The organism is Aeromonas lusitana (assembly GCF_002812985.1).
Taxonomy (GTDB): Bacteria; Pseudomonadota; Gammaproteobacteria; order Enterobacterales; family Aeromonadaceae; genus Aeromonas; species Aeromonas lusitana.
The window spans coordinates 55,149-74,943 of sequence record NZ_PGCP01000038.1; the positions used below are offsets into that span (position 1 = coordinate 55,149).

General features: G+C 59.8%; 19 protein-coding genes. 13 read left to right on the forward strand and 6 right to left on the reverse strand.

Annotated elements, in window-relative coordinates:
- The 7 genes from dprA to spfP all read left to right on the forward strand — a co-directional run bounded on the left by dprA (nt 1) and on the right by spfP (nt 5,396).
- Nucleotides 1-1,116, forward strand: a complete 1,116-nt coding sequence (gene dprA, locus CUC44_RS18745) for a DNA-processing protein DprA (RefSeq protein ID WP_100861385.1) — start codon at nt 1-3, stop codon at nt 1,114-1,116.
- The gene (locus CUC44_RS18750) at nt 1,109-1,582 is read left to right on the forward strand and encodes a DUF494 family protein (RefSeq protein ID WP_100861386.1); all 474 of its coding nucleotides are present in this window, start codon (nt 1,109-1,111) and stop codon (nt 1,580-1,582) included. Before dprA ends, CUC44_RS18750 begins: the two co-directional genes overlap by 8 nt.
- 55 nt (nt 1,583-1,637) lie before the next feature.
- Nucleotides 1,638-2,195, forward strand: coding sequence for a DNA topoisomerase family protein (locus CUC44_RS18755; protein ID WP_100861387.1), 558 nt, complete (start codon nt 1,638-1,640; stop codon nt 2,193-2,195).
- A gap of 147 nt (nt 2,196-2,342) precedes the next feature.
- Nucleotides 2,343-2,903 carry an L-threonylcarbamoyladenylate synthase type 1 TsaC gene (gene tsaC / locus CUC44_RS18760; RefSeq protein WP_100861388.1) on the forward strand — a complete coding sequence of 187 codons (561 nt, stop codon included), beginning with the start codon at nt 2,343-2,345 and terminating at the stop codon, nt 2,901-2,903.
- 92 nt (nt 2,904-2,995) lie between these two features.
- The gene (hemF, locus tag CUC44_RS18765) at nt 2,996-3,904 is read left to right on the forward strand and encodes an oxygen-dependent coproporphyrinogen oxidase (protein ID WP_100861389.1); all 909 of its coding nucleotides are present in this window, start codon (nt 2,996-2,998) and stop codon (nt 3,902-3,904) included.
- A gap of 104 nt (nt 3,905-4,008) precedes the next feature.
- Nucleotides 4,009-4,830, forward strand: coding sequence for a shikimate dehydrogenase (gene aroE, locus CUC44_RS18770; protein WP_100861390.1), 822 nt, complete (start codon nt 4,009-4,011; stop codon nt 4,828-4,830).
- Nucleotides 4,831-5,348: 518 nt separating this feature from the next.
- Nucleotides 5,349-5,396, forward strand: a complete 48-nt coding sequence (gene spfP, locus CUC44_RS21490; protein ID WP_462101308.1) for a small protein SpfP — start codon at nt 5,349-5,351, stop codon at nt 5,394-5,396.
- A 483-nt stretch (nt 5,397-5,879) separates the two neighbouring features.
- Here the strand turns inward: spfP and yihA are convergent, their stop codons facing one another.
- Nucleotides 5,880-6,539, reverse strand: a complete 660-nt coding sequence (yihA, locus tag CUC44_RS18775; protein WP_100861391.1) for a ribosome biogenesis GTP-binding protein YihA/YsxC — start codon at nt 6,537-6,539, stop codon at nt 5,880-5,882.
- A gap of 143 nt (nt 6,540-6,682) precedes the next feature.
- On the opposite strand from yihA, the gene CUC44_RS18780 reads away from it, so the two are divergent.
- From CUC44_RS18780 to hemN, 4 genes are all read left to right on the forward strand, one after another.
- On the forward strand, nt 6,683-7,300 hold the full coding sequence (locus CUC44_RS18780) for a c-type cytochrome (RefSeq protein ID WP_100861392.1): 618 nt from the start codon (nt 6,683-6,685) through the stop codon (nt 7,298-7,300).
- Nucleotides 7,301-8,093: 793 nt separating this feature from the next.
- Nucleotides 8,094-8,666, forward strand: coding sequence for a Der GTPase-activating protein YihI (gene yihI / locus CUC44_RS18785; RefSeq protein WP_100861393.1), 573 nt, complete (start codon nt 8,094-8,096; stop codon nt 8,664-8,666).
- Between the two features lie 11 nt (nt 8,667-8,677).
- Nucleotides 8,678-9,118, forward strand: coding sequence for a DUF2489 domain-containing protein (locus CUC44_RS18790; protein WP_100861394.1), 441 nt, complete (start codon nt 8,678-8,680; stop codon nt 9,116-9,118).
- 23 nt (nt 9,119-9,141) lie between these two features.
- Nucleotides 9,142-10,515 (forward strand): oxygen-independent coproporphyrinogen III oxidase, encoded by a 1,374-nt coding sequence (gene hemN / locus CUC44_RS18795; RefSeq protein ID WP_100861425.1) that lies wholly within the window; start codon nt 9,142-9,144, stop codon nt 10,513-10,515.
- Between the two features lie 65 nt (nt 10,516-10,580).
- On the opposite strand, the gene add is transcribed toward hemN, so the two are convergent.
- From add to glnA, 5 genes are all read right to left on the reverse strand, one after another.
- On the reverse strand, nt 10,581-11,588 hold the full coding sequence (gene add, locus CUC44_RS18800; protein ID WP_100861426.1) for an adenosine deaminase: 1,008 nt from the start codon (nt 11,586-11,588) through the stop codon (nt 10,581-10,583).
- A gap of 141 nt (nt 11,589-11,729) precedes the next feature.
- Nucleotides 11,730-13,148: a nitrogen regulation protein NR(I) gene (gene glnG / locus CUC44_RS18805; protein WP_100861395.1), complete on the reverse strand. Its 1,419-nt coding sequence runs from the start codon at nt 13,146-13,148 to the stop codon at nt 11,730-11,732.
- Nucleotides 13,149-13,157: 9 nt separating this feature from the next.
- Nucleotides 13,158-14,225, reverse strand: a complete 1,068-nt coding sequence (gene glnL, locus CUC44_RS18810) for a nitrogen regulation protein NR(II) (RefSeq protein ID WP_100861396.1) — start codon at nt 14,223-14,225, stop codon at nt 13,158-13,160.
- Between the two features lie 86 nt (nt 14,226-14,311).
- Entirely contained in the window at nt 14,312-14,887 is a 576-nt protein-coding gene (locus CUC44_RS18815) for a DUF4124 domain-containing protein (protein ID WP_100861397.1), read from the reverse strand.
- Between the two features lie 196 nt (nt 14,888-15,083).
- Entirely contained in the window at nt 15,084-16,493 is a 1,410-nt protein-coding gene (glnA, locus tag CUC44_RS18820) for a glutamate--ammonia ligase (RefSeq protein ID WP_100861398.1), read from the reverse strand.
- A gap of 351 nt (nt 16,494-16,844) precedes the next feature.
- Here glnA and typA point away from each other — a divergent pair, with 351 nt between their 5' ends.
- Together typA and CUC44_RS18830 are read left to right on the forward strand one after the other, a co-directional pair.
- Nucleotides 16,845-18,656, forward strand: a complete 1,812-nt coding sequence (typA, locus tag CUC44_RS18825) for a translational GTPase TypA (protein ID WP_100861399.1) — start codon at nt 16,845-16,847, stop codon at nt 18,654-18,656.
- A 167-nt stretch (nt 18,657-18,823) separates the two neighbouring features.
- Nucleotides 18,824-19,696 carry a virulence factor BrkB family protein gene (locus CUC44_RS18830; RefSeq protein ID WP_100861400.1) on the forward strand — a complete coding sequence of 291 codons (873 nt, stop codon included), beginning with the start codon at nt 18,824-18,826 and terminating at the stop codon, nt 19,694-19,696.
- Nucleotides 19,697-19,795: the final 99 nt, after the last annotated feature.

Consider the following 19,795-nt stretch of genomic DNA (forward strand, 5'->3'; position numbering starts at 1 on the left):
GTGTCGCCGCCACTGGAACGACTCGCACTCTGGCTGACCCTGGATGCGGTGGACGGCATAGGTCCGGTCACCGCCTCGCGTCTGCTGGCCCAGGTCGGGGGTGACATCGCTGCCCTGTTTGCCTGTGACGACGGCCAGTTGCGCAAGATGGGTCTCGCTGAGGCCCAGATCCGGCAACTCAGACGGCCGGGAGCCGATGTGGAACGAGGGATGAACTGGGCTGCCAGGCCGGATCATCATCTCATCAGTCTGGATTCACCGTCTTATCCCACCTTGTTACGAGAGATCCCCGCCGCCCCCTTGCTGCTCTATTGCCGTGGCTCACTCGCTGCCCTTGCGCTGCCGCAACTGGCCATGGTGGGCACGCGCCATCCCACCTATACCGGCAAGGACAACGCGGCGCGCCTGTGTGGCGAGTTGGTGGCCCATGGGCTGGCGATCACCTCCGGGCTGGCGCTCGGTATCGACGGGGTCTGTCACCAGCAGGCGTTGGCGGCGGGCGGCGTGACCCTGGCTGTGCTGGGTTCCGGGCTCGACGGTCTCTACCCCAAGCGTCATCAGGGCCTGGCCGACCAGATCCTGGACTGTGGTGGTCTGCTTATCTCCGAGCTGACGCCGGACAAGGGACCCCTGGCCGAACACTTCCCCCGTCGCAATCGCATCATCAGCGGCCTGTCGCTCGGTACCCTGGTGGTGGAGGCTGCCGAACAGAGCGGCTCCCTCATCACGGCCCGTTACGCACTGGAGCAGGGCCGCGAGGTGTTTGCCGTGCCCGGTGCCCCGCAAAATGCCCAGGCCGCGGGCTGCAATCGACTGCTGCAACAGGGGGCCAAGCTGGTCTTGACCGCAGCGGATGTGATGGAGGAACTGCCTGTGTTGGCATCCCTGCCGCGGCCCGTGCATCACTCTCCCGAGCCTTCGCATAATAGCGAATTGCCTTATGCCGATTTGTTGGATAACGTAGATTATGAAGCCACGAGCGTGGATACCGTTGCCGAACGGTCCCGGCTTCCTGTCGAGCAGGTTCTCGGCAGGTTGGTAGAGCTGGAGCTGGCCGGTGCAGTGATGGCGGTAGCCGGTGGATACGTCAGAACGAGGAGGGCGAATCATGTTTGATGTATTGATGTACCTTTTCGAGACCTACATCCACAGCGATGCAGATGTGATGGTCGAGCAGGATGAACTCACCGACGAACTGAGCCGGGCCGGTTTCAACCCGGACGAGATCGAGAAGGCGCTCAACTGGCTGGAGCGGCTGGCCAATCTGCACGACAGCGAGCGGGAGGTGTATGTCACCGCCAGCGCGCAAGGCTCGATGCGGATCTATGCCCCGCAAGAGTTGGCACGCCTGAGTACCGAATGTCGTGGCTTCCTGCTGTTCCTGGAACAGGCCCAGGTGCTGAACGCCGAGACCCGCGAGATCTGTATCGAGCGCCTGCTCGAACTGGACAAACCGGATATCGAGCTGGATGACCTCAAATGGGTAGTCATGATGGTGCTGTTTAACGTACCAGGCAGTGAAAATGCCTACCAGCAGATGGAAGAGCTGGTGTTTGATGAGTCAGACGGCGTCATCCACTGACAGCCCGGCGCCGCGCTGGTAGAATTCAGACCATCTGGATTTCAAGGCGCGGCCCATGTCAAAGATCGATCATCACCTGTTTTCTGCCCACGAGCCTGCGTTCGAGCGAGAGCCCTGCCCGCAGTGTGGCGCCGAGCTGGTGATCCGTCAGGGCAAGCATGGCCCCTTCCTCGGCTGCTCCGCCTACCCCGCCTGCGACTATATCCGCTCCCTCACCCCCTCCGGCCGCGACATCGAAAAAGTGTTGGAAGGATCGGCCTGCCCGGATTGCGGCCAGCCGTTGGCTATCAAGAAGGGGCGCTACGGTCTGTTCGTCGGCTGTACCCAATACCCGGCCTGTCAGCACATCGAATCCCTGCAGGAGAGCGATGACACCCAGATCCTCTGCCCCGCGTGTGGCAAGAACCATCTGGTGAGCCGCACCTCCCGCTATGGGAAGCAGTTTTACTCCTGCGAGGGTTACCCCCAGTGTAAATATGTGGTGAATGACAAGCCGATCCCCATGCCTTGCCCGCAATGTGGCTGGGGCATCATGGTGGAGAAGAAGGTCAGGGGACATCTGAGCTGGATCTGTCCGCAAAAGAAATGCGGCCATCAGAGTGAGCAGGTATAATCCGGCCGCCGTAACCAAATTGAAACATCTCGGGGGAATCCGCTCCCGGCTGGCGTCGGGCTGTCCCATGGGGCAGAGCCCGGACGACGGTTTTGATGAACCCGCCTAAACCAGTGACGAGGTCGCAGCCTGTCTGCCACATTTTCTATGCCAAACGAATTTGAACAAGCGGTTGCCGCCCTCCGTGCGGATGGGGTGATCGCCTATGCGACCGAGGCCGTGTTTGGCCTGGGTTGCGATCCCGACTCGGAAGCGGCGGTACAGCGCCTGCTGACCATCAAGCAGCGACCGGTGGAGAAGGGCTTGATCCTGATCGCCGCCGACATCGCGCAGCTGCAGGACTACATCGATCTGGATCAGCTCAGCGCCGAGCAGCTGGCGCGGGTGCAAGCGAGCTGGCCGGGTCCCTTCACCTGGATCATGCCGGCGCGGGCCACCACGCCGACCTGGCTGACGGGGCGTTTCGATACCCTGGCGGTGCGAGTGAGCGGTCATCCCCAGGTGCAGGCCCTGTGCCGTGCCTACGGCAAGCCGCTGGTCTCCACCAGTGCCAACCTGACTGGTGAAGAGCCGGCTCGCAGCACAACCGAGATAGGGGTCCAACTGGCCCGGATGCTGGCGTATATCCTGCCGGGTGAGGTCGGGGGACAGGCGAACCCGTCCGAGATCAAGGACGCCAGAACTGGCGCCATCATACGCCCCTCCTGAGGGGCATATTCCCGTCAATGACGGCCCATGGCCCTGGCCATGGCACCATAATAAAACGGGCAGGGCATGAACCCGGCCTGACTGGAGACGAGATGAGCAAACCGGACGTGACCCGGATCAAGGCCTTCCTGCTGCAGTTGCAGGACGACATCTGCCATGCGCTGGAGCAGGCGGATGGGGAAGGGTGCTTCGTGGAAGATGCCTGGACCCGTGACGGCGGCGGTGGTGGCCGCACCCGGGTGCTGCGCCAGGGGGCCGTGATCGAGCAGGGAGGGGTCAACTTCTCCCATGTGTATGGCGATGCTATGCCCGCCTCGGCGACTGCCCATCGCCCTGAGCTGGCGGGGCGCACGTTCGAGGCCATGGGGGTCTCCTTGGTGATCCACCCCCACAATCCCTATGTGCCGACCAGCCACGCCAACGTTCGCTTCTTCATCGCCGAAAAAGAGGGAGAAGATCCCATCTGGTGGTTTGGGGGCGGCTTCGATCTGACACCTTTCTATCCGTTCGCCGAGGATGTGCAGCACTGGCATACAGTGTCCCACGCGCTATGCCAACCGTTTGGCCAGAAGATCTATCCCGAGTTCAAGGCTTGGTGCGATCGCTACTTCTTCTTGAAGCACAGGAACGAGACCCGCGGCGTCGGCGGTCTCTTCTTCGACGATCTGAATCGCTGGCCGTTCGAGGAGTGCTTCGCCTTTATGCAGGCGGTCGGCAATGGCTACCTGGATGCGTATTTACCCATCATCGCGCGTCGCAAGGCGCTGCCCTATGGTGAGAGGGAGCGGGCGTTCCAGCTCTATCGCCGCGGTCGCTATGTGGAGTTCAACCTGGTCTACGACAGGGGCACCTTGTTCGGCTTGCAGACCGGCGGGCGCACCGAATCCATCCTGATGTCCATGCCTCCGCTGGCACGCTGGGAATATGACTGGCAACCCGAGCCGGGCAGCCCGGAGTCATCCCTCTACCGCGATTACCTCACCCCCAGAGACTGGTTGTGAGGCAAAGGGGCCCTCGTCGGCCCCTTCTTGTTGCGGATTTTCGGCTTGTTCCCCGGGAGGAAAACCCGTTAAATCGGATGATTGCCTTCTGATGGAACCCTTCGATGGATCGTTATCTGGTTTTTGGCCACCCGGTGCGCCACAGCAAATCCCCCTTCATTCACACCCTGTTTGCCAGACAGACCCAGCAGGCGCTGGAATATGGCCTGGCAGAGCCCGCCGCCGATGGGTTCGCCGAGGCGCTACAGACCTTCTTCGCCGAAGGGGGCAAGGGGTGCAACGTGACAGTGCCCTTCAAGGAGCAGGCCTTCGCCCTCGTCGATCGACTTAGCCCAAGGGCCAAGCGGGCAGGTGCGGTCAATACCATCAAGCTGACCGACGACGGCGTGCTGCTCGGCGACAATACCGATGGCGCCGGCCTGGTGGCCGATCTCAAGGCCCATGGAGTCACGCTGACGGGCGGCCGCATCCTGCTGCTCGGAGCTGGCGGTGCCGCAAGGGGCTGTCTGGCACCTCTGCTGGCCGAGAGGCCGAGCGAGCTGGTGATTGCCAACCGCACTCAGGCCAAGGCCGGGCAACTGGCCTCCGAGTTTCAGGATCTCGGCCCCGTGCGGGCGCAAGGCTATGAGGCGTTGCAAGGGCCGTTCGATCTCATCATCAACTCCACCTCCGCCAGCCTGCAGGGGGATCTGCCTCCCCTGGCGCCAACCCTGATCCACGTCGATATCGCCATCTACGACATGATGTACGGTGCGGCGGATACCCCCTTCATCCTGTGGGCAAAGCAGCAGGGAGCCCGGCAGACCATGGATGGGCTCGGCATGCTGGTGGAGCAGGCGGCGGAGGCCTTCACCGTATGGCGCGGCATTCGCCCTGGCACCAAGCAGGTGCTGCGAGAGCTGAAGCGGAACCTGGGGATCCTGTGATCCCGTTTCCTCTCTCTTGAACTAGCGGTTTTGCCGGAGAAAGGGCGAGAGCCTGCTCCGGCCCTTCCTAGCCATTCTGGCGAGGCCAGGCGTCTCCTCTCGGTAAAAATGATGCTGACATCCCTCCTCCCGGAGCGATGACTTTGGCCGAGCCAGCCTCAACCTCTGTTCCTTATGCGGGGGATGTCGCTGTCAGGTTTTTTCTTGTGTGATGACATTCACATTAAATCCATTAGTTACAACAAGTTAGATTCAATCCCGGTGTTATCACACAAATCTTATAAGTTTTTTTCTAATGCGACGGAACTTGTGCTAAATCGTGCTGACTAACTAGATAGTTGAGGAAGTGCTAGCTAGTCACCTTTATAACTCCCCGGTCTTCGTACTGGGGATTTTTTTATCTATATGAAAAATAAAGTAATTTACGTAATCCATTTTTCGTGAAACTAAATTACATAAATTACTTTCACTTTTTGCTGCTTTGCTGTACAGTTGTCTGCGTAGGGTACAGAGGTAAGATGTTCTATCTTTCAGACCTTTTATTTCACGTAATTGAATGTGGCTGAATAGCAGCCCCGATGAGTCATCGTCGGGGCGTTTTTTTATGCGTTTCGTTTAGAGTAAATGCTTTAATGTGATCGCGTTTTTGTTAGAATGAGGGTGTTTCTTGAGGAAAACCAATCGTCTTTGTTCTCGAGAATTAGCTTTTTCCCAATTTTTTGAACTCATTGCTTCAGGCCGGTTCGCAGATCGCGTACTGGCCTCATTTTTGTCCCGCCTTCTGTTATTTCCGTAATAAACTTTCAAAAATGTTCTTAAATCGCCCTGATTCTGATCTCTCTCACCGAAATGATGAAAACGGTGTCAGAGTGAGCAAAAGTTAATTCATCAAGCATCTAAAGTGGATATCAATCTGATTTAGAGGGCTTTATGACTGAGGTGGTGACTTGTTGTGGGCGGCGGAGATGGGCTTGTGCGGGGAGGGGAATTGAAAGTGCTCCAATCAGCGGAGGGCCAACTCCGCTCATTGCAGCAAGGAGAGGAGTGCCTCACTCCTCGGCTTGGTTCTCTTCGTCAGTGTCGAGTACAGGAAGGGTGTCGATATTGGACTGGTACCAGCCGGTCAGGGTTTGAGCCAGTTTCTCGACGCCGATATTGTTGAGGGAGGAGAAGGCTTCCACCTGGATCTGCGGACCCAGCTCGGCCACGGCCTGGCGTACCTTGATCACCTGGTTGTTGCGCGGGCCCGGGCTCAGCTTGTCGGCCTTGGTCAACAGCAGCATGACCGGCAGCTCGCGGTGCGCGCTCCACTCCAGCATGTTCATGTCGGTCTCTTTGAGCGGATGGCGGATGTCCATCAGGATCACCAGACCTTTCAAGGACTCACGGCGCTGCAGATATTCTGCCAGTGACTTTTGCCACTTGAGCTTCATTTCCAGCGGGACCTGGGCATAACCGTAGCCCGGCAGATCCACCAGACGCTTGCCCGGCTCCAGCTCGAACAGGTTGATCAGCTGAGTACGACCCGGGGTCTTACTGGTCCGTGCCAGGTTCTTGTGCTTGGTTAAGGTATTCAATGCAGATGACTTACCGGCGTTGGAACGACCGGCAAACGCAATCTCGACACCCCCATCATTTGGCAGGTGGCGGATGTCGGGTGCGCTGGTCACAAAATGCACCTTATTGAAATTCAGAGTTTGTGTATCCAACGTAAATTCCCCATAGAGATAGAGGGTTATAGAGTTACTTTTTTGTGAAATCGTGTAAAATGGCGTCGCTTAAACGCGTTTATTTTAACATGCCTTCGGCGGCATGGGATCTGGAAGTCTAATAACGAGAAAGTTGGAACGCCATGAAGAACCTAGTCATTACACTTGCTTTGATGGTTGGCGTAACTGGGATGGCACAAGCCAAGGGCGATGCCGCTGCGGGACAAACCAAGGCTGCCGTGTGTGCGGCTTGTCATGGACCGGACGGTAACAGCCCAATCGACATGTATCCCAAGATTGCTGGTCAGCACGCATCATATATCAAAAAACAATTAGTTGAACTGAAGGCTGCAGCTTCTGGCCAAACCGGTCGAGTCGCACCCATCATGGGACCCATGGCTCTGCCCCTGTCCGATCAGGACATGGACGATCTGGCCGCCTATTTCTCCAGCCAGAAAGTCACCCCGATCGCGGTCCCCGATGAGGTCGTTGCCGCCGGCAAGGCGCTCTACATGGGTGGCGACATGAGCCGCGGTCTGGCTGCCTGCACCGCCTGCCATGGGCCGCGCGGTTCCGGGGTTGAACAGGCCAAGTATCCTAACCTGTCTGGACAGCATCCCGCCTATATCAAGGCGCAACTGATCGCCTTCCGCACGGCGGCCCGTGAAAATGACCCCAATGGCATGATGCGGGACGTGGCCAAGAAGCTGACGGATCAGGATATCGAGGCGCTGTCCAAATATGTCGCCGGTCTGCACTGATCACACCTGAAAGCTATCTTGTTGAAACTAACGGGGAACTAGATTGTTCCCCGTTTATTTTTGGCTTTAAACACCATTTACCATAAATGGCCCGCGTTGTTGTAAGAGATCTTCCATTTCCCAATCTGGTCCGGGCTGAAACGAGCCGCAGCTTTCATTATGGAAGCTATAACTTTCAATATGTTAAATACGAGCCGGCAATTTATCTTCGTTTGAAAACATTCTGAGTGGATTGAGCCATTCTGCCAACTTGCTACAGTGGGTTCATGGAGTGACCCGAGAGCGCAAGTCCCATCGGGTTGGACAGGAAGTCGGCTCGGCACGCTGTGATGAGCACGGGATACAAGACCAGGATGGTGATCGCTCGGGATGGGCGAGGCTGCGGGAGGCAACCACCCCGGATGGATGGCAGGATGTCATCGAGACGGGTCAGGCAAGCACACGCACATTCAGGAACGACCATAAGGGTCAGGAAGACCCCACAACACGATGCGCAGAAGTACGCCCAGGGACAAGGCGTTTTGCAACCAGGGAATGGGACTCGCATAGACATATAAAGGCAGCTTCGGCTGCCTTTTTTCCATTGGGTGATTATCCCGCCCAGCCATTCTGTGTCAAAATACCAGCAACATGCCCAGAGGATGCCGATCCTGCGGTGTTCAGCGGCCCAATATGGCCGAATTGGTGCGAGATCCCACTCTTGTTCCCGATTTTCTGTTCCCGCCTTCGCATTTTCCCCGAACGAAATCATGCCGGGTACGGGCTTCAATCCAGTTATTTGTCGGAGTCATTCATGTCGGCCAAACAACCCACCCGCAAGCCTACCGGCAAGCGCAAAGAATCAGATGCCAGTGCCCTGGAAGGTCGTGAGCGCAAACGCGCCGCCAAGCGCAAGGGCTTGAAGGCTGGCTCCCGCCAGCAGGTCGAGCAGTCTCATAACAGCGGCAACAAGCAGCCCAAGGATCCGCGCATCGGTTCCCGCAAGCCGGTCGTGCTGGTCGTGGAAGAGAAGAAGACCAAGTCGGCCACTCCCAAGCTGGTGAAAGAGAAGAAGTTGGTGATGACACCGGAGCAGGAGCTTGCCTCCATCGAGAACGATGATCGCCTGAACGATCTGCTGGATCGTCTGGACGCCGGCGAGACGCTGGAAGCGGCCGAGCAGGCCTGGGTCGATCAGCGCGTCGATCGCTATCAGGAGCTGATGGACGAGCTCGGCATCATAGACACTGATGAAGACGACGATGGCGACTTCGATGAGGTCGACTTCGACGAGCCGAGCCAGCCCGCCTCCGAAGAGGAGCTGTGGGAGCGCTTCAGCCAGGTTGACTACCAACCCGAGCCCAAGCCAGAGCCGAAGAAGAAGTGATGAGTGGATGGATGTTGGCCGCCCTGTTGGGTGGCCTTGTCTTGCTGGGGCTGGCGGTCTACGCCGGCACCCTGCTGGCTCGTCTCCGGCGTCAGCAGCAGCTGCAGCAACAGGCCATCGCCGCCCGCAACGAGCGCATCCTCGACAGCGTCAGGGTGATCGCCCATGCGGTGCGAGATGGCCAGTGTGACTACTCGGAAGGGGCCATTCGCCTGACCAATCTGCTGGATGCCCTGCAGATCAAGGGAGGGCGTCCGTTTGCCAGCGAGTTTCCCGGTCTGTACGGCCTCTATGAGAAGCTGAAGGAGATGCCGACGCACGAGGCGAGACGGGCGCTCAAGCGCAATGAAGTGATGAAGATGGATCTCGAGCGCAGCGGCTACGAAGTCGAGCTGGAGGCGCAGATCCTCAAGGATGTCGCCCAGCTGAAGGACTTTCAGTTAAGCCGTTGATAAAAAAGAAAGAGGAAGCAAGCGTGCAAGTAGAACAGATTGTGTGGGACCAGGCCCTGATCGAGAAATACAACTACAGCGGCCCGCGTTATACCTCCTATCCCACCGCGCTGGAGTTCAACGAACAGTTCGGTTACCCGGACTTCGTCCACGCCGCCGGCCAGTACCCGGCTCGCAACCTGTCGCTCTACGTGCACATCCCTTTCTGCCACAAGCTCTGCTACTACTGCGGCTGCAACAAGGTGATCACCCGTCACCAGCACAAGGCCGATCAATACCTCGACTTCCTCGAGCAGGAGATCAAGGCCCAGGCCCCGCTGTTCAAACACCGGCTGGTGACCCAGCTGCACTGGGGTGGCGGCACGCCAACTTACCTGAATGAAGCCCAGACCCGGCGCCTGATGGCCATGCTGCGGGAGCACTTCCAGTTTGCCGAGGAAGGGGAGATCAGCATCGAAGTGGATCCACGGGAGATCGAGCTCTCCATGCTGGATGTGCTGCGGGAAGTGGGTTTCAACCGCATCAGCCTCGGCGTGCAGGACTTCAACAAGGCGGTCCAGGTCGCGGTCAATCGCGAGCAGGATAACGACTTCATCCGCGCCATGCTGGAGCGTGCCCGCGCGCTCGGTTTCCGCTCCACCAATCTCGATCTGATTTACGGCCTGCCCCACCAGAACCGCGACAGCTTCCATCACACCCTGGAAGAGGTGCTCAAAACGGATCCGGCTCGCCTCTCCATCTTCAACTATGCCCACCTGCCGAGCCGCTTCGCCGCCCAGCACAAGTTGAAGGAGGCGGACATGCCGGCGCCCCGGGAGAAGCTGGCCATGCTGCAGGACACCATCGCCTTCCTCACCGGCCAGGGCTACCAGTTCATCGGCATGGATCACTTCGCCAAGCCCGATGACGAGCTGGCGGTGGCCCAGCGTGAAGGCAAGCTGCACCGCAACTTCCAGGGCTACACCACCCAGGGGGATTGCGATCTGCTGGGCCTCGGCGTCTCCTCCATCAGCATGATCGGCGACGCCTACTCCCAGAACCAGAAGGATCTGAAGGCCTATTACGCCCAGGTGGACGAGCTGGGCCATGCCCAGTGGAAGGGGTGCTCCCTCAATCAGGATGACCTGATCCGCCGCGAGGTGATCAAGCGCCTCATCTGCGACTTCTCCCTGAACTTCGCCGCCGTCGAGCAGGCCCACGGCCTGGTGTTCAAGGAGTACTTCGCCGAGGATCTCAAGCTGTTGCAGACCTTTGTGGACGATGGTCTGGTGCGCATGACGGACGAGGGGCTGGAGGTGGTCTCCACCGGTCAGCTGCTCATTCGCAACATCTGCATGTGCTTCGACGTCTACCTGCGCAACAAGGCGCGTCAGCAGCAGTTCTCCCGGGTGATCTGACCGCCGGTTGGGAAGAATAAAAAAACCGCCGAGAGGCGGTTTTTTTATTGGGGGTGAGATGGCGATTAGCCCTGACGGCTGGCGGCGCGGGCGCTCAGTTCGGCCTTCTCGGCCTCGCTCAGGAAGGCCAGCGTCAGACCATTACGCTGTGCGGTGCGGATTTCATCCGCACTCATGCCGGCGGCAGGGGCTGCGACCTCGTATTCGTATGGCAGATCTATGCCTTCCACAGCAGGGTCATCTGTGTTGAGGCAGGCCAGTACACCGGCGGCCAGGAACTGGCGGATCGGGTGCTCGGTCAGGCTCGCCACCGTGGTGGTCTGCAGGTTGGAGGTGAGGCAGGACTCGATGCCGATGCGGTGCTCCGCCAGGTAGGCCATCAGGGCTGGATCCTGGATCGCCTTGACGCCGTGACCGATACGCTCGGCCCCCAGATCGCGGATGGCCTGCCACATGCTCTCCGGGCCCGCCGCCTCGCCGGCGTGGACGCTGACCCGCATGCCCGCATCCCGCACGCGTCGGAAGTGGCTGGTGAACAGCTCGCCGGGGAAGCCCAGCTCGTCACCGGCCAGATCGATGGCGACCAGGCGATCCCGGTGAGCCAGGCAGGCATCCAGTTCGACCCGGCACTGCTCGGTACCGAAGGTGCGGCTCATGATGCCGATGAGGTTGGTCTTGATGCCAAAATCACGGCTGCCGGCGGCCACGCCGTCTATGATGGCCTCCACCACGCCCTGCGGGTGCAGCTTGTGGGCCATGGCCATGTAGGCCGGGCTGAAGCGCAGCTCGGCGTAGTCGATGCCGGCGCGCAGCAGATCTTCCACGTTCTCGTAGGCGACCCGGCGGCAGGCATCGTAATCGGCCAGCACGGCCACGCCCCAGTCCAGCTTCTTCAGGAAGGCGACCAGACTCGGCTCGTTCTCGACGATCTGCACGTGGGGGCGCAGCGCCTCCAGCTCATCGGCGGGCAGTTGGATGTTGTGCAAACGACCCAGCTCGAGAATGGTCTGGGGACGGATGTTGCCGTCCAGATGGCGGTGCAGGTCGGTCAGGGGGAGGGATCTGTCAATCATGGTGGCGCCTTCTGCGAGTCGGGTTGGAAAGCCTGCCATTCTAGGCGGGACTCCTGAAAAAGATACCCCGTTTGCGAGCAAACGGGGTCTGATTGGCCAGGGATTCGTCAAGGCGTGATGGGAATCGTTTTTCCCAAAGGCTCAGGGAATGTCGAGTTCCTTGAGTTTACGGGTCAGAGTATTGCGGCCCCAACCGAGCAGGCGGGCGGCCTCCTGCTTGTGGCCACGGGTGTGCTCCAGCGCGGTTTCCAGCATGATCCGCTCGAACTGGGGCAGGGCATCGGCCAGGATGTCGGTCTCCCCCAGCGCCAGCTTGGCGGCGACCCAGTCCTGCAACTGCTGCTGCCAACCGCCGGTGAGGGCGGGTTGGCCCGGCTCCGCCGTGCTGGTGATGGGGGTCAGCAGCTCCGGCGGCAGATCGCTCACCAGCACCTCCTGGCCCGAGGCCATCACCGTCAGCCAGCGGCAGACGTTCTCCAGCTGGCGCACGTTGCCCGGCCAGGGCAGGCGGCTGACATAGGCCTGGGTGTCCGGGTGCAGGCTCTTGGCCTCCACATTCAGCTCCTTGGCGGCGCGCAGCAGGAAGTGCTGGGCGAGCTGGGGGATATCTTCGCGGCGCTCCTTGAGGGCCGGAATATGGATGCGGATGACGTTGAGACGGTGGAACAAGTCTTCCCGAAACTCGCCGTCTGCGACCCGCTTCTCCAGATTCTGGTGGGTGGCGGCGATGATCCGCACATCCACCTGCACCGGCTGATGGCCGCCGACCCGGTAGAACTGGCCATCCGCCAGTACCCGCAGCAGCCGGGTCTGTACCTCGAGGGGCATGTCCCCGATTTCGTCCAGAAACAGGGTGCCGCCGTCGGCCTGCTCGAAGCGGCCGTGGCGTATGTTGTTGGCACCGGTGAAGGCCCCCTTCTCATGGCCGAACAACTCGGATTCGATGAGATCTTTCGGAATGGCCGCCATGTTGAGGGCGATGAAGTTCTTGTGGGAGCGCGGGCTGTGCTTGTGCAGGGCGTGAGCGACCAGCTCCTTGCCGGTGCCGCTCTGGCCGTTGATGAGCACAGAGATGCTGGAGCGCGACAGTCGGCCGATGGCGCGGAACACCTCCTGCATGGCCGGGGCCTCGCCGATGATCTCCGGGCTGTTGCCGGGCTCCTGCTGGCGCGCCTTGCGCTTGGTGCGCTGCTCTTTCAGGTGATTCTCGGCCCGGCGTACCAGGCTGACCGCCTCATCGATGTCGAACGGTTTTGGCAGGTATTCGAAGGCGCCGCGCTGGTAGGCGTTGACCGCGCTGTCGAGATCCGAGTGGGCGGTCATGATGATGATGGGCAGGTCCGCCTGACGGCGGTGGATCTGCTCCAGCAGGCTGAGGCCGTCGATGCCCGGCATGCGGATATCGGACAGGATCACGTCCGGCGAGCGGATCTCCAGGGAGCTCAGCAGGGCCTCGCCGTCGGCAAAGCTCTCGCAGTCGAAACCTTCGCTGCCAAGGGTGCGCTCCAGGACCCACCGGATGGAGCTGTCGTCATCGACGATCCACACTTTTGCTGTCATGAGGTTCCCTTATTTACGAAGCGGTAGATAGATGGTGAATTCGGTGTGGCCCGGCCAGCTGATGCAGTCGATGCGCCCCTTGTGCTGATCGATCAGGTTCTGGGCGATGGAGAGCCCCAGCCCCGTGCCCCCCTCCTTGCCGGTGATCATGGGGTAGAAGAGGGTGTCGCGGATGGCGTCGGGGATGCCCGGGCCGTTGTCGATGATCTTGATCTCGGCCGCCAGCCGGTAGCGCTGGCCGTGGATGGTGATCTGGAAGGCGGTGCGAGTCTTGATGCGGATGAGCCCGGTCTGCTCCCCCAGGGCTTCGGCGGCGTTGCGCACTATGTTGAGGAAGGCCTGCTGCAGCTGATCCGGCTCCATCTCGAACTCCGGAATGCTGGGGTCGTAGTCCCGCTCGATCCGGATCTGGGGCGGCAGCTCCAGATCCACCAGGCGGCGCACCTGCTCCAGCACCGAGTGGACGTTGTGCATCTGGTGGCGGCCCGGCCGCTGGGGGCCGAGCAGGCGATCGACCAGCACCCTCAACCTGTCGGCCTGCTCTATGATGATGCCTGTGTATTCCCGCAGCGCCGGGTCCGGCAGCTCCTTTTGCAGCAACTGGGCCGCGCCGCGCAGCCCGCCGAGGGGGTTTTTGATCTCGTGGGCCAGGCCGCGCACCAGCTCCTTGGCGGCCTGCTGCTGGGCATGCTGCTGCAGCTCCTGGCTTATCTTCTTCTGCTGATCGATCTTGCGCAGCTCCACCACCATCAGCCGTTGCTCGCTGTTGAACTGGCTGTCAGCCATGGGGCTGACGCTGATCTCCACCAGTCTGGGCTCCCCTTCCACCACCAGGGTAACTTCGCTGTCGGTGAACCCCTGCCCTGAAATGAGGCACTGCTTGAAGCGTTGCAGGTCGAGGGAGATGTGTTCGAGCAGATAGGGCAGCTCTATGCCGATCAGGCGCCGCTCGCTGAGAGAGAGCAGCTGCTCAGCCGCCGGATTGACGAATTGAATGCAGAGCCGCTCATCCATCAGGATGACGGCGGTCAGCAGATTGTCCAAGAGTGTCTTGGCGTGGTCCAAGCGGGTTGGCACAGGTTTCTCCCTAAAACGGTGCTTCACACCTGTTATGCACCGATATGGTGCATTGAGTCTACCCGCATCGGTGCATCACATCACCCCTAATTGGTCTTGGGGGTGGGTTTGGGAGCCTGATCCGCCGTCGTTCTGTGCAGGTAGAAGGTGGATGGTTTGGATTTAGCAAGGATCGTACCGTCTTTGGCGAGCAGTTCGAGCTGCGCCTCATGGGCACCGCGATCCAGGTTTTCGACCCGGATGGCCAGGCTGTTGTGGACCAGGGGAACGGCCTTGCCGTTCAGGATCAGGCGCACATCGTATTGCACCGGCGCCTGGGGATGAATCTGGCCCTGGAAGACGATGTTGCCCGTGTTGTCACGCAAGGTGCTGCCCGGTTCGGGTGAGAGCAGCTCTATGGTCGGCTTGATGTTTTCTTGTGCCTTCTTGGCATCGGCCCCGGTCAGGCTGTTGAAGTTGTCGACCTGGACCGAGTGGGGGGAGGTGCCGATGAGGGGGGAGACGCGCAGATCCAGCTCCTTGGCATTCTTGCCGGGGGGAGGAGCGTCCGTGTAGTGGGTGATGCCGTTGGCATCGACCCAGGAGAAGACCTTGGCCGCTTGGGCCGTGCCGGCCAGCATCAGCAAGAGGCCCAGCATCCATGTCGGGTGTACTGTTTTCATCCATCTCTCCTTGACGGGGTTCTGCTTAATCCTATCAGAGAAAAAACGGTCGGACCGATTGTCGGCTGTGGGGCCATGATATCGGTCGACTGACCGGCGGTTGCACCGGTCTGGCAGACAGGATCATGATATTTCAGTCCCTTAGATAAAAAACCCGCCAGATGGCGGGTTTTTCATTTGAGACAGGCTGCTCGTCTTAGACGGAGTAATACAGCTCGAACTCCAGCGGGTGCGGGGTCATGCGAACACGATCCACATCATGCTGTTTCAGCTCCAGGTAGGAGTTGATGAAGTCATCGCTGAACACGCCACCACGGGTCAGGAACTCGCGATCTGCGTCCAGTGCAGACAGGGCTTCGTCCAGGGAGCCGGCAACGGTCGGCACTTCAGCTGCTTCTTCCGGCGGCAGGTCATACAAGTTCTTGTCCATGGCATCGCCCGGATGGATCTTGTTGATGATACCGTCCAGACCGGCCATCAGCTGAGCGGCGAAGGCCAGGTAGGGGTTGGCAGCTGGATCCGGGAAGCGAACCTCGATGCGACGGGCTTTCGGGCTCGGCACAACCGGGATACGGATGGAGGCAGAGCGGTTGCGGGCGGAGTAAGCCAGCATGACCGGGGCTTCGTAGCCCGGCACCAGACGCTTGTAGGAGTTGGTGGTCGGGTTGGCGAAGGCGTTGATGGCCTTGGCGTGCTTGATGATGCCGCCGATGTAGTGCAGCGCCATCTCGGACAGACCGCCGTACAGGTCACCGGCGAACAGGTTGACGCCGTTCTTGGCCAGGGACTGGTGGCAGTGCATGCCGGAGCCGTTGTCACCGAACATGGGTTTCGGCATGAAGGTGACAGTCTTGTTGTAGGCGTGGGCCACGTTGTGGATCACGTACTTCAGGACCTGCACTTCGTCCGCTTTCAGGGTAAGGGTGTTGAAGCGGGTCGCGATCTCGTTCTGACCGGCGGTTGCCACTTCGTGGTGGTGCGCTTCAACCACTTGGCCCATCTCTTCCAGCACCAGACACATGGCGGCGCGGATGTCCTGGGAGGAGTCAACCGGAGCAACCGGGAAGTAACCACCCTTGACGAAGGGACGGTGACCCTTGTTGCCGTGCTCGTATTCGGTACCCGAGTTCCAGGCCGCTTCTTCGGATTCGATCTTCACGAAGCTGTGGCCCATGGTGTTGGAGAAGGTGATGTTGTCGAACATGAAGAATTCCGGCTCCGGCCCGAACAGCACGGTGTCAGCGATGCCGCTGGACTTCAGGAAATCTTCGGCACGCTTGGCGATGGAGCGCGGATCGCGGTCGTAGCCTTGCATGGTGGCGGGTTCGAGCACGTCACAGACGATGTTCAGCGTGGTCTCTTCGGTGAAGGGGTCCAGCTTGGCGGAGGCCGGGTCCGGCATCAGCACCATGTCAGACTCGTTGATGCCCTTCCAGCCGCCGATGGAGGAACCATCGAACATCTTGCCGTCTTCGAAGAAGTCTTCGTCGACCTGATGGGAAGGAATGGAAACGTGCTGTTCTTTACCCTTGGTGTCGGTAAAGCGCAGATCAACAAACTTGACTTCGTGTTCCTGGATCAGGGCCAAAACGTTCTGGGCTGACATGCTAAGTAACCTCCGGTGTTAAAACTCTTTGGGTGAATGCGTCGTCACATTCACATAAGCCAGTATCGTGCCAAGTTTGTGACAGCCTGATTTCAGGGCACTTGCACCGTTTCAGGCCGTCGGGATACCCGCTCTCGTGCAGGATTGCGCCTCAAAGTGGTGCAACCTTGGATCGTTTTGGTGCACCAGGATGGTGCGCCAACGCGATCTGCTCCCATCTAAGCAGGCTTTTAGGACGGGGTCCATGATCCTGATCCTTTGTTGTATGCGAATGTCCTGCAATTCTGCTAGGCAGATCACAAAGGCGAGAGTACAATTAGCGCCCAATTTTACCCGGTGATTGAGGCGAGAATGTTAGAGAATTTACGCAATATTGCGATTATTGCGCACGTTGACCACGGCAAAACGACCCTGGTTGATAAGCTGCTGCAGCAGTCCGGTACCCTGGACCGCACCACGGAAGGCCAGGAACGGATCATGGACTCCAATGATCTGGAACGGGAACGTGGCATCACCATTCTCGCCAAGAACACTGCGATCCGCTGGAACGACTACCGCATCAACATCGTAGATACCCCGGGTCACGCCGACTTCGGTGGTGAAGTTGAGCGCGTACTGTCCATGGTTGACTCCGTGCTGCTGCTGGTTGACGCCGTTGACGGCCCGATGCCGCAAACCCGTTTCGTGACCCAGAAAGCATTCGCCCAGGGTCTGAAGCCGATCGTGGTCATCAACAAGATCGACCGTCCGGGTGCTCGTCCTGACTGGGTAATGGACCAGGTATTCGACCTGTTTGACAACCTGGGTGCGACCGATGAGCAGCTGGACTTCAAGGTTGTTTACGCCTCTGCACTGAACGGTTGGGCCACCATGGATCAGGACGTTCCGTCCGAGAACATGGAACCCCTGTTCCAGGCCATCGTTGACAACGTAGAAGCCCCTGCGGCGGATGCCGAGGGCGGCTTCCAGATGCAAATCTCCCAGCTGGACTACAACTCCTACGTCGGTGTTATCGGTATCGGCCGTATCACCCGTGGTCGCGTCAAGACCAACCAGCAGGTCACCATCGTTGGTGCCAACGGCAAGAACCGTACCGGCAAGGTCGGTCAGGTCCTGGGTTACCTGGGTCTGTCCCGTACCGAAGTGGCCGACGCGCAAGCGGGCGACATCATCGCCATCACAGGTCTGGGCGAGCTGAAAATCTCCGACACCATCTGTGACAACAACGCTGTCGAAGCGCTGCCGCCGCTGTCCGTTGACGAGCCGACCGTGAACATGACCTTCCAGGTCAACACCTCACCGTTCGCCGGTAAAGAAGGCAAGTTCGTGACCTCCCGTAACATCCTGGAGCGTCTGAACCAGGAGCTGGTCCACAACGTGGCCCTGCGCGTGGAAGAGACCGAAGATCCGGACAAGTTCCGCGTCTCCGGCCGTGGTGAACTGCACCTGTCCATCCTGATCGAAAACATGCGTCGCGAAGGTTACGAGCTGGCCGTATCCCGTCCGGAAGTTATCCTGCGCACCGTTGACGGCGTTCTGCAAGAACCGTTCGAAACCGTTACTGTCGACGTGGAAGAGATCCACCAGGGTTCCGTGATGGAGCAACTCGGCCTGCGTAAGGGCGAGATGACCAACATGACCCCGGATGGCAAGGGCCGTGTCCGTCTTGACTTCATGATCCCGAGCCGTGGCCTGATCGGCTTCCAGACCGAGTTCCTGACCATGACTTCCGGTACCGGTCTGCTGTACCACACCTTCGACCATTACGGTCCGCACAAGGGTGGCAGCATCGGCGAGCGTCAGAACGGCGTGCTGATCTCCAACGCTACCGGCAAGGCTCTGACCTTCGCCCTGTTCGGTCTGCAAGACCGTGGTCGTCTGTTCATCGGTCACGCGACCGAAGTGTACGAAGGCCAGGTGATCGGTATCCACTCCCGCTCCAACGATCTGACTGTTAACTGCCTGAAGGGCAAACAGCTGACCAACATGCGTGCTTCCGGTACCGACGAAGCCCAGGTGCTGACTCCGCCGATCCGCATGACCCTGGAGCAGGCTCTCGAGTTCATCGACAACGATGAGCTGGTCGAGATCACTCCCAAGGCAATCCGTATCCGTAAGAAACTGCTGACTGAAATGGATCGCAAGCGCGCCGGTCGTGCTTGATCGATAGCTGTTCATCGACAGACCAAAGAGAGGCCTCATGGCCTCTTTTTTTATGGGCGTCTGGCACACTCTGCTGGCGGGTCATGTCGGCTGGCGGCCGCCGCAGGTGGCCAAATGGCCACCCTATCTGACACAATATCCCCATGATGAATTGTTCGAGAATCACGATGCTGCAGAAAACCCGTGGCCGTCTGGCCCATGCTGTCTCCTTCTTGCGCCACGACGGTGGCCACTTCGCCCAGTTTGTCTGGGGCCGCTTTCAGCAGGACAGGCTGACCGTCACCGCCGGCTACCTGGCCTATGTCACCCTGCTCTCCCTGGTGCCCATGATCGCCGTGGTGTTCGGCATGATGTCCGCCTTCCCTGTGTTTCAGAGCCTGAAACAGGGGATCGAGCAGTTCGTCTATCACAACTTCGTGCCCACCGCGGGGGAGATGCTCAAGGATTACATCGACGGCTTCGTGGCCAATGCCACCAACACCACGGCGGTCGGCATCGGTGCTCTGATCGTGGTGGCCCTGATGCTGATCTCGGCCATCGACAAGAACCTCAACTACATCTGGCGCTCGACCCAGAATCGGCCGCTGGCCCAGGCCTTCGCCATGTACTGGATGATCCTGACCCTGGGCCCAGTGCTTATCGGTGCCAGCCTCGCCATCTCCTCTTATATTCTGTCGCTCAAACTGTTTGCCGCCGACAGCCTGTTCGGCATAGGTTTCCTGTTGCTGCGCAGCCTGCCGTTCCTGTTCTCGGTGCTCACCTTCCTGCTGATCTACACGGTGGTGCCGAACTGCAAGGTGCGGCTGACCCACGCCTTCATCGGCGCCCTGGTGGCGGCCACCCTGTTCGAGCTGGCCAAGCGCGGCTTCGCCATCTACATCACCAACTTCCCCTCCTACCAGGCCATCTATGGTGCCCTGGCGACCATTCCGATCCTGTTCGTCTGGGTTTATCTGAGCTGGTTGGTGGTACTGCTGGGGGCCGAGACCACCGCCTGCCTCGGGGAGTATGAAAAACCGGGTGCCGAGGAGCTGGGCTGAGCCCGTTGCCTGCCGCGGCCATCGCCCCGGCGGGCACTGCGCCGAGAAATTGGCCTCTGCCCGCCGCTTATTGCTAACATCAACGACCGCCTTCGGGCG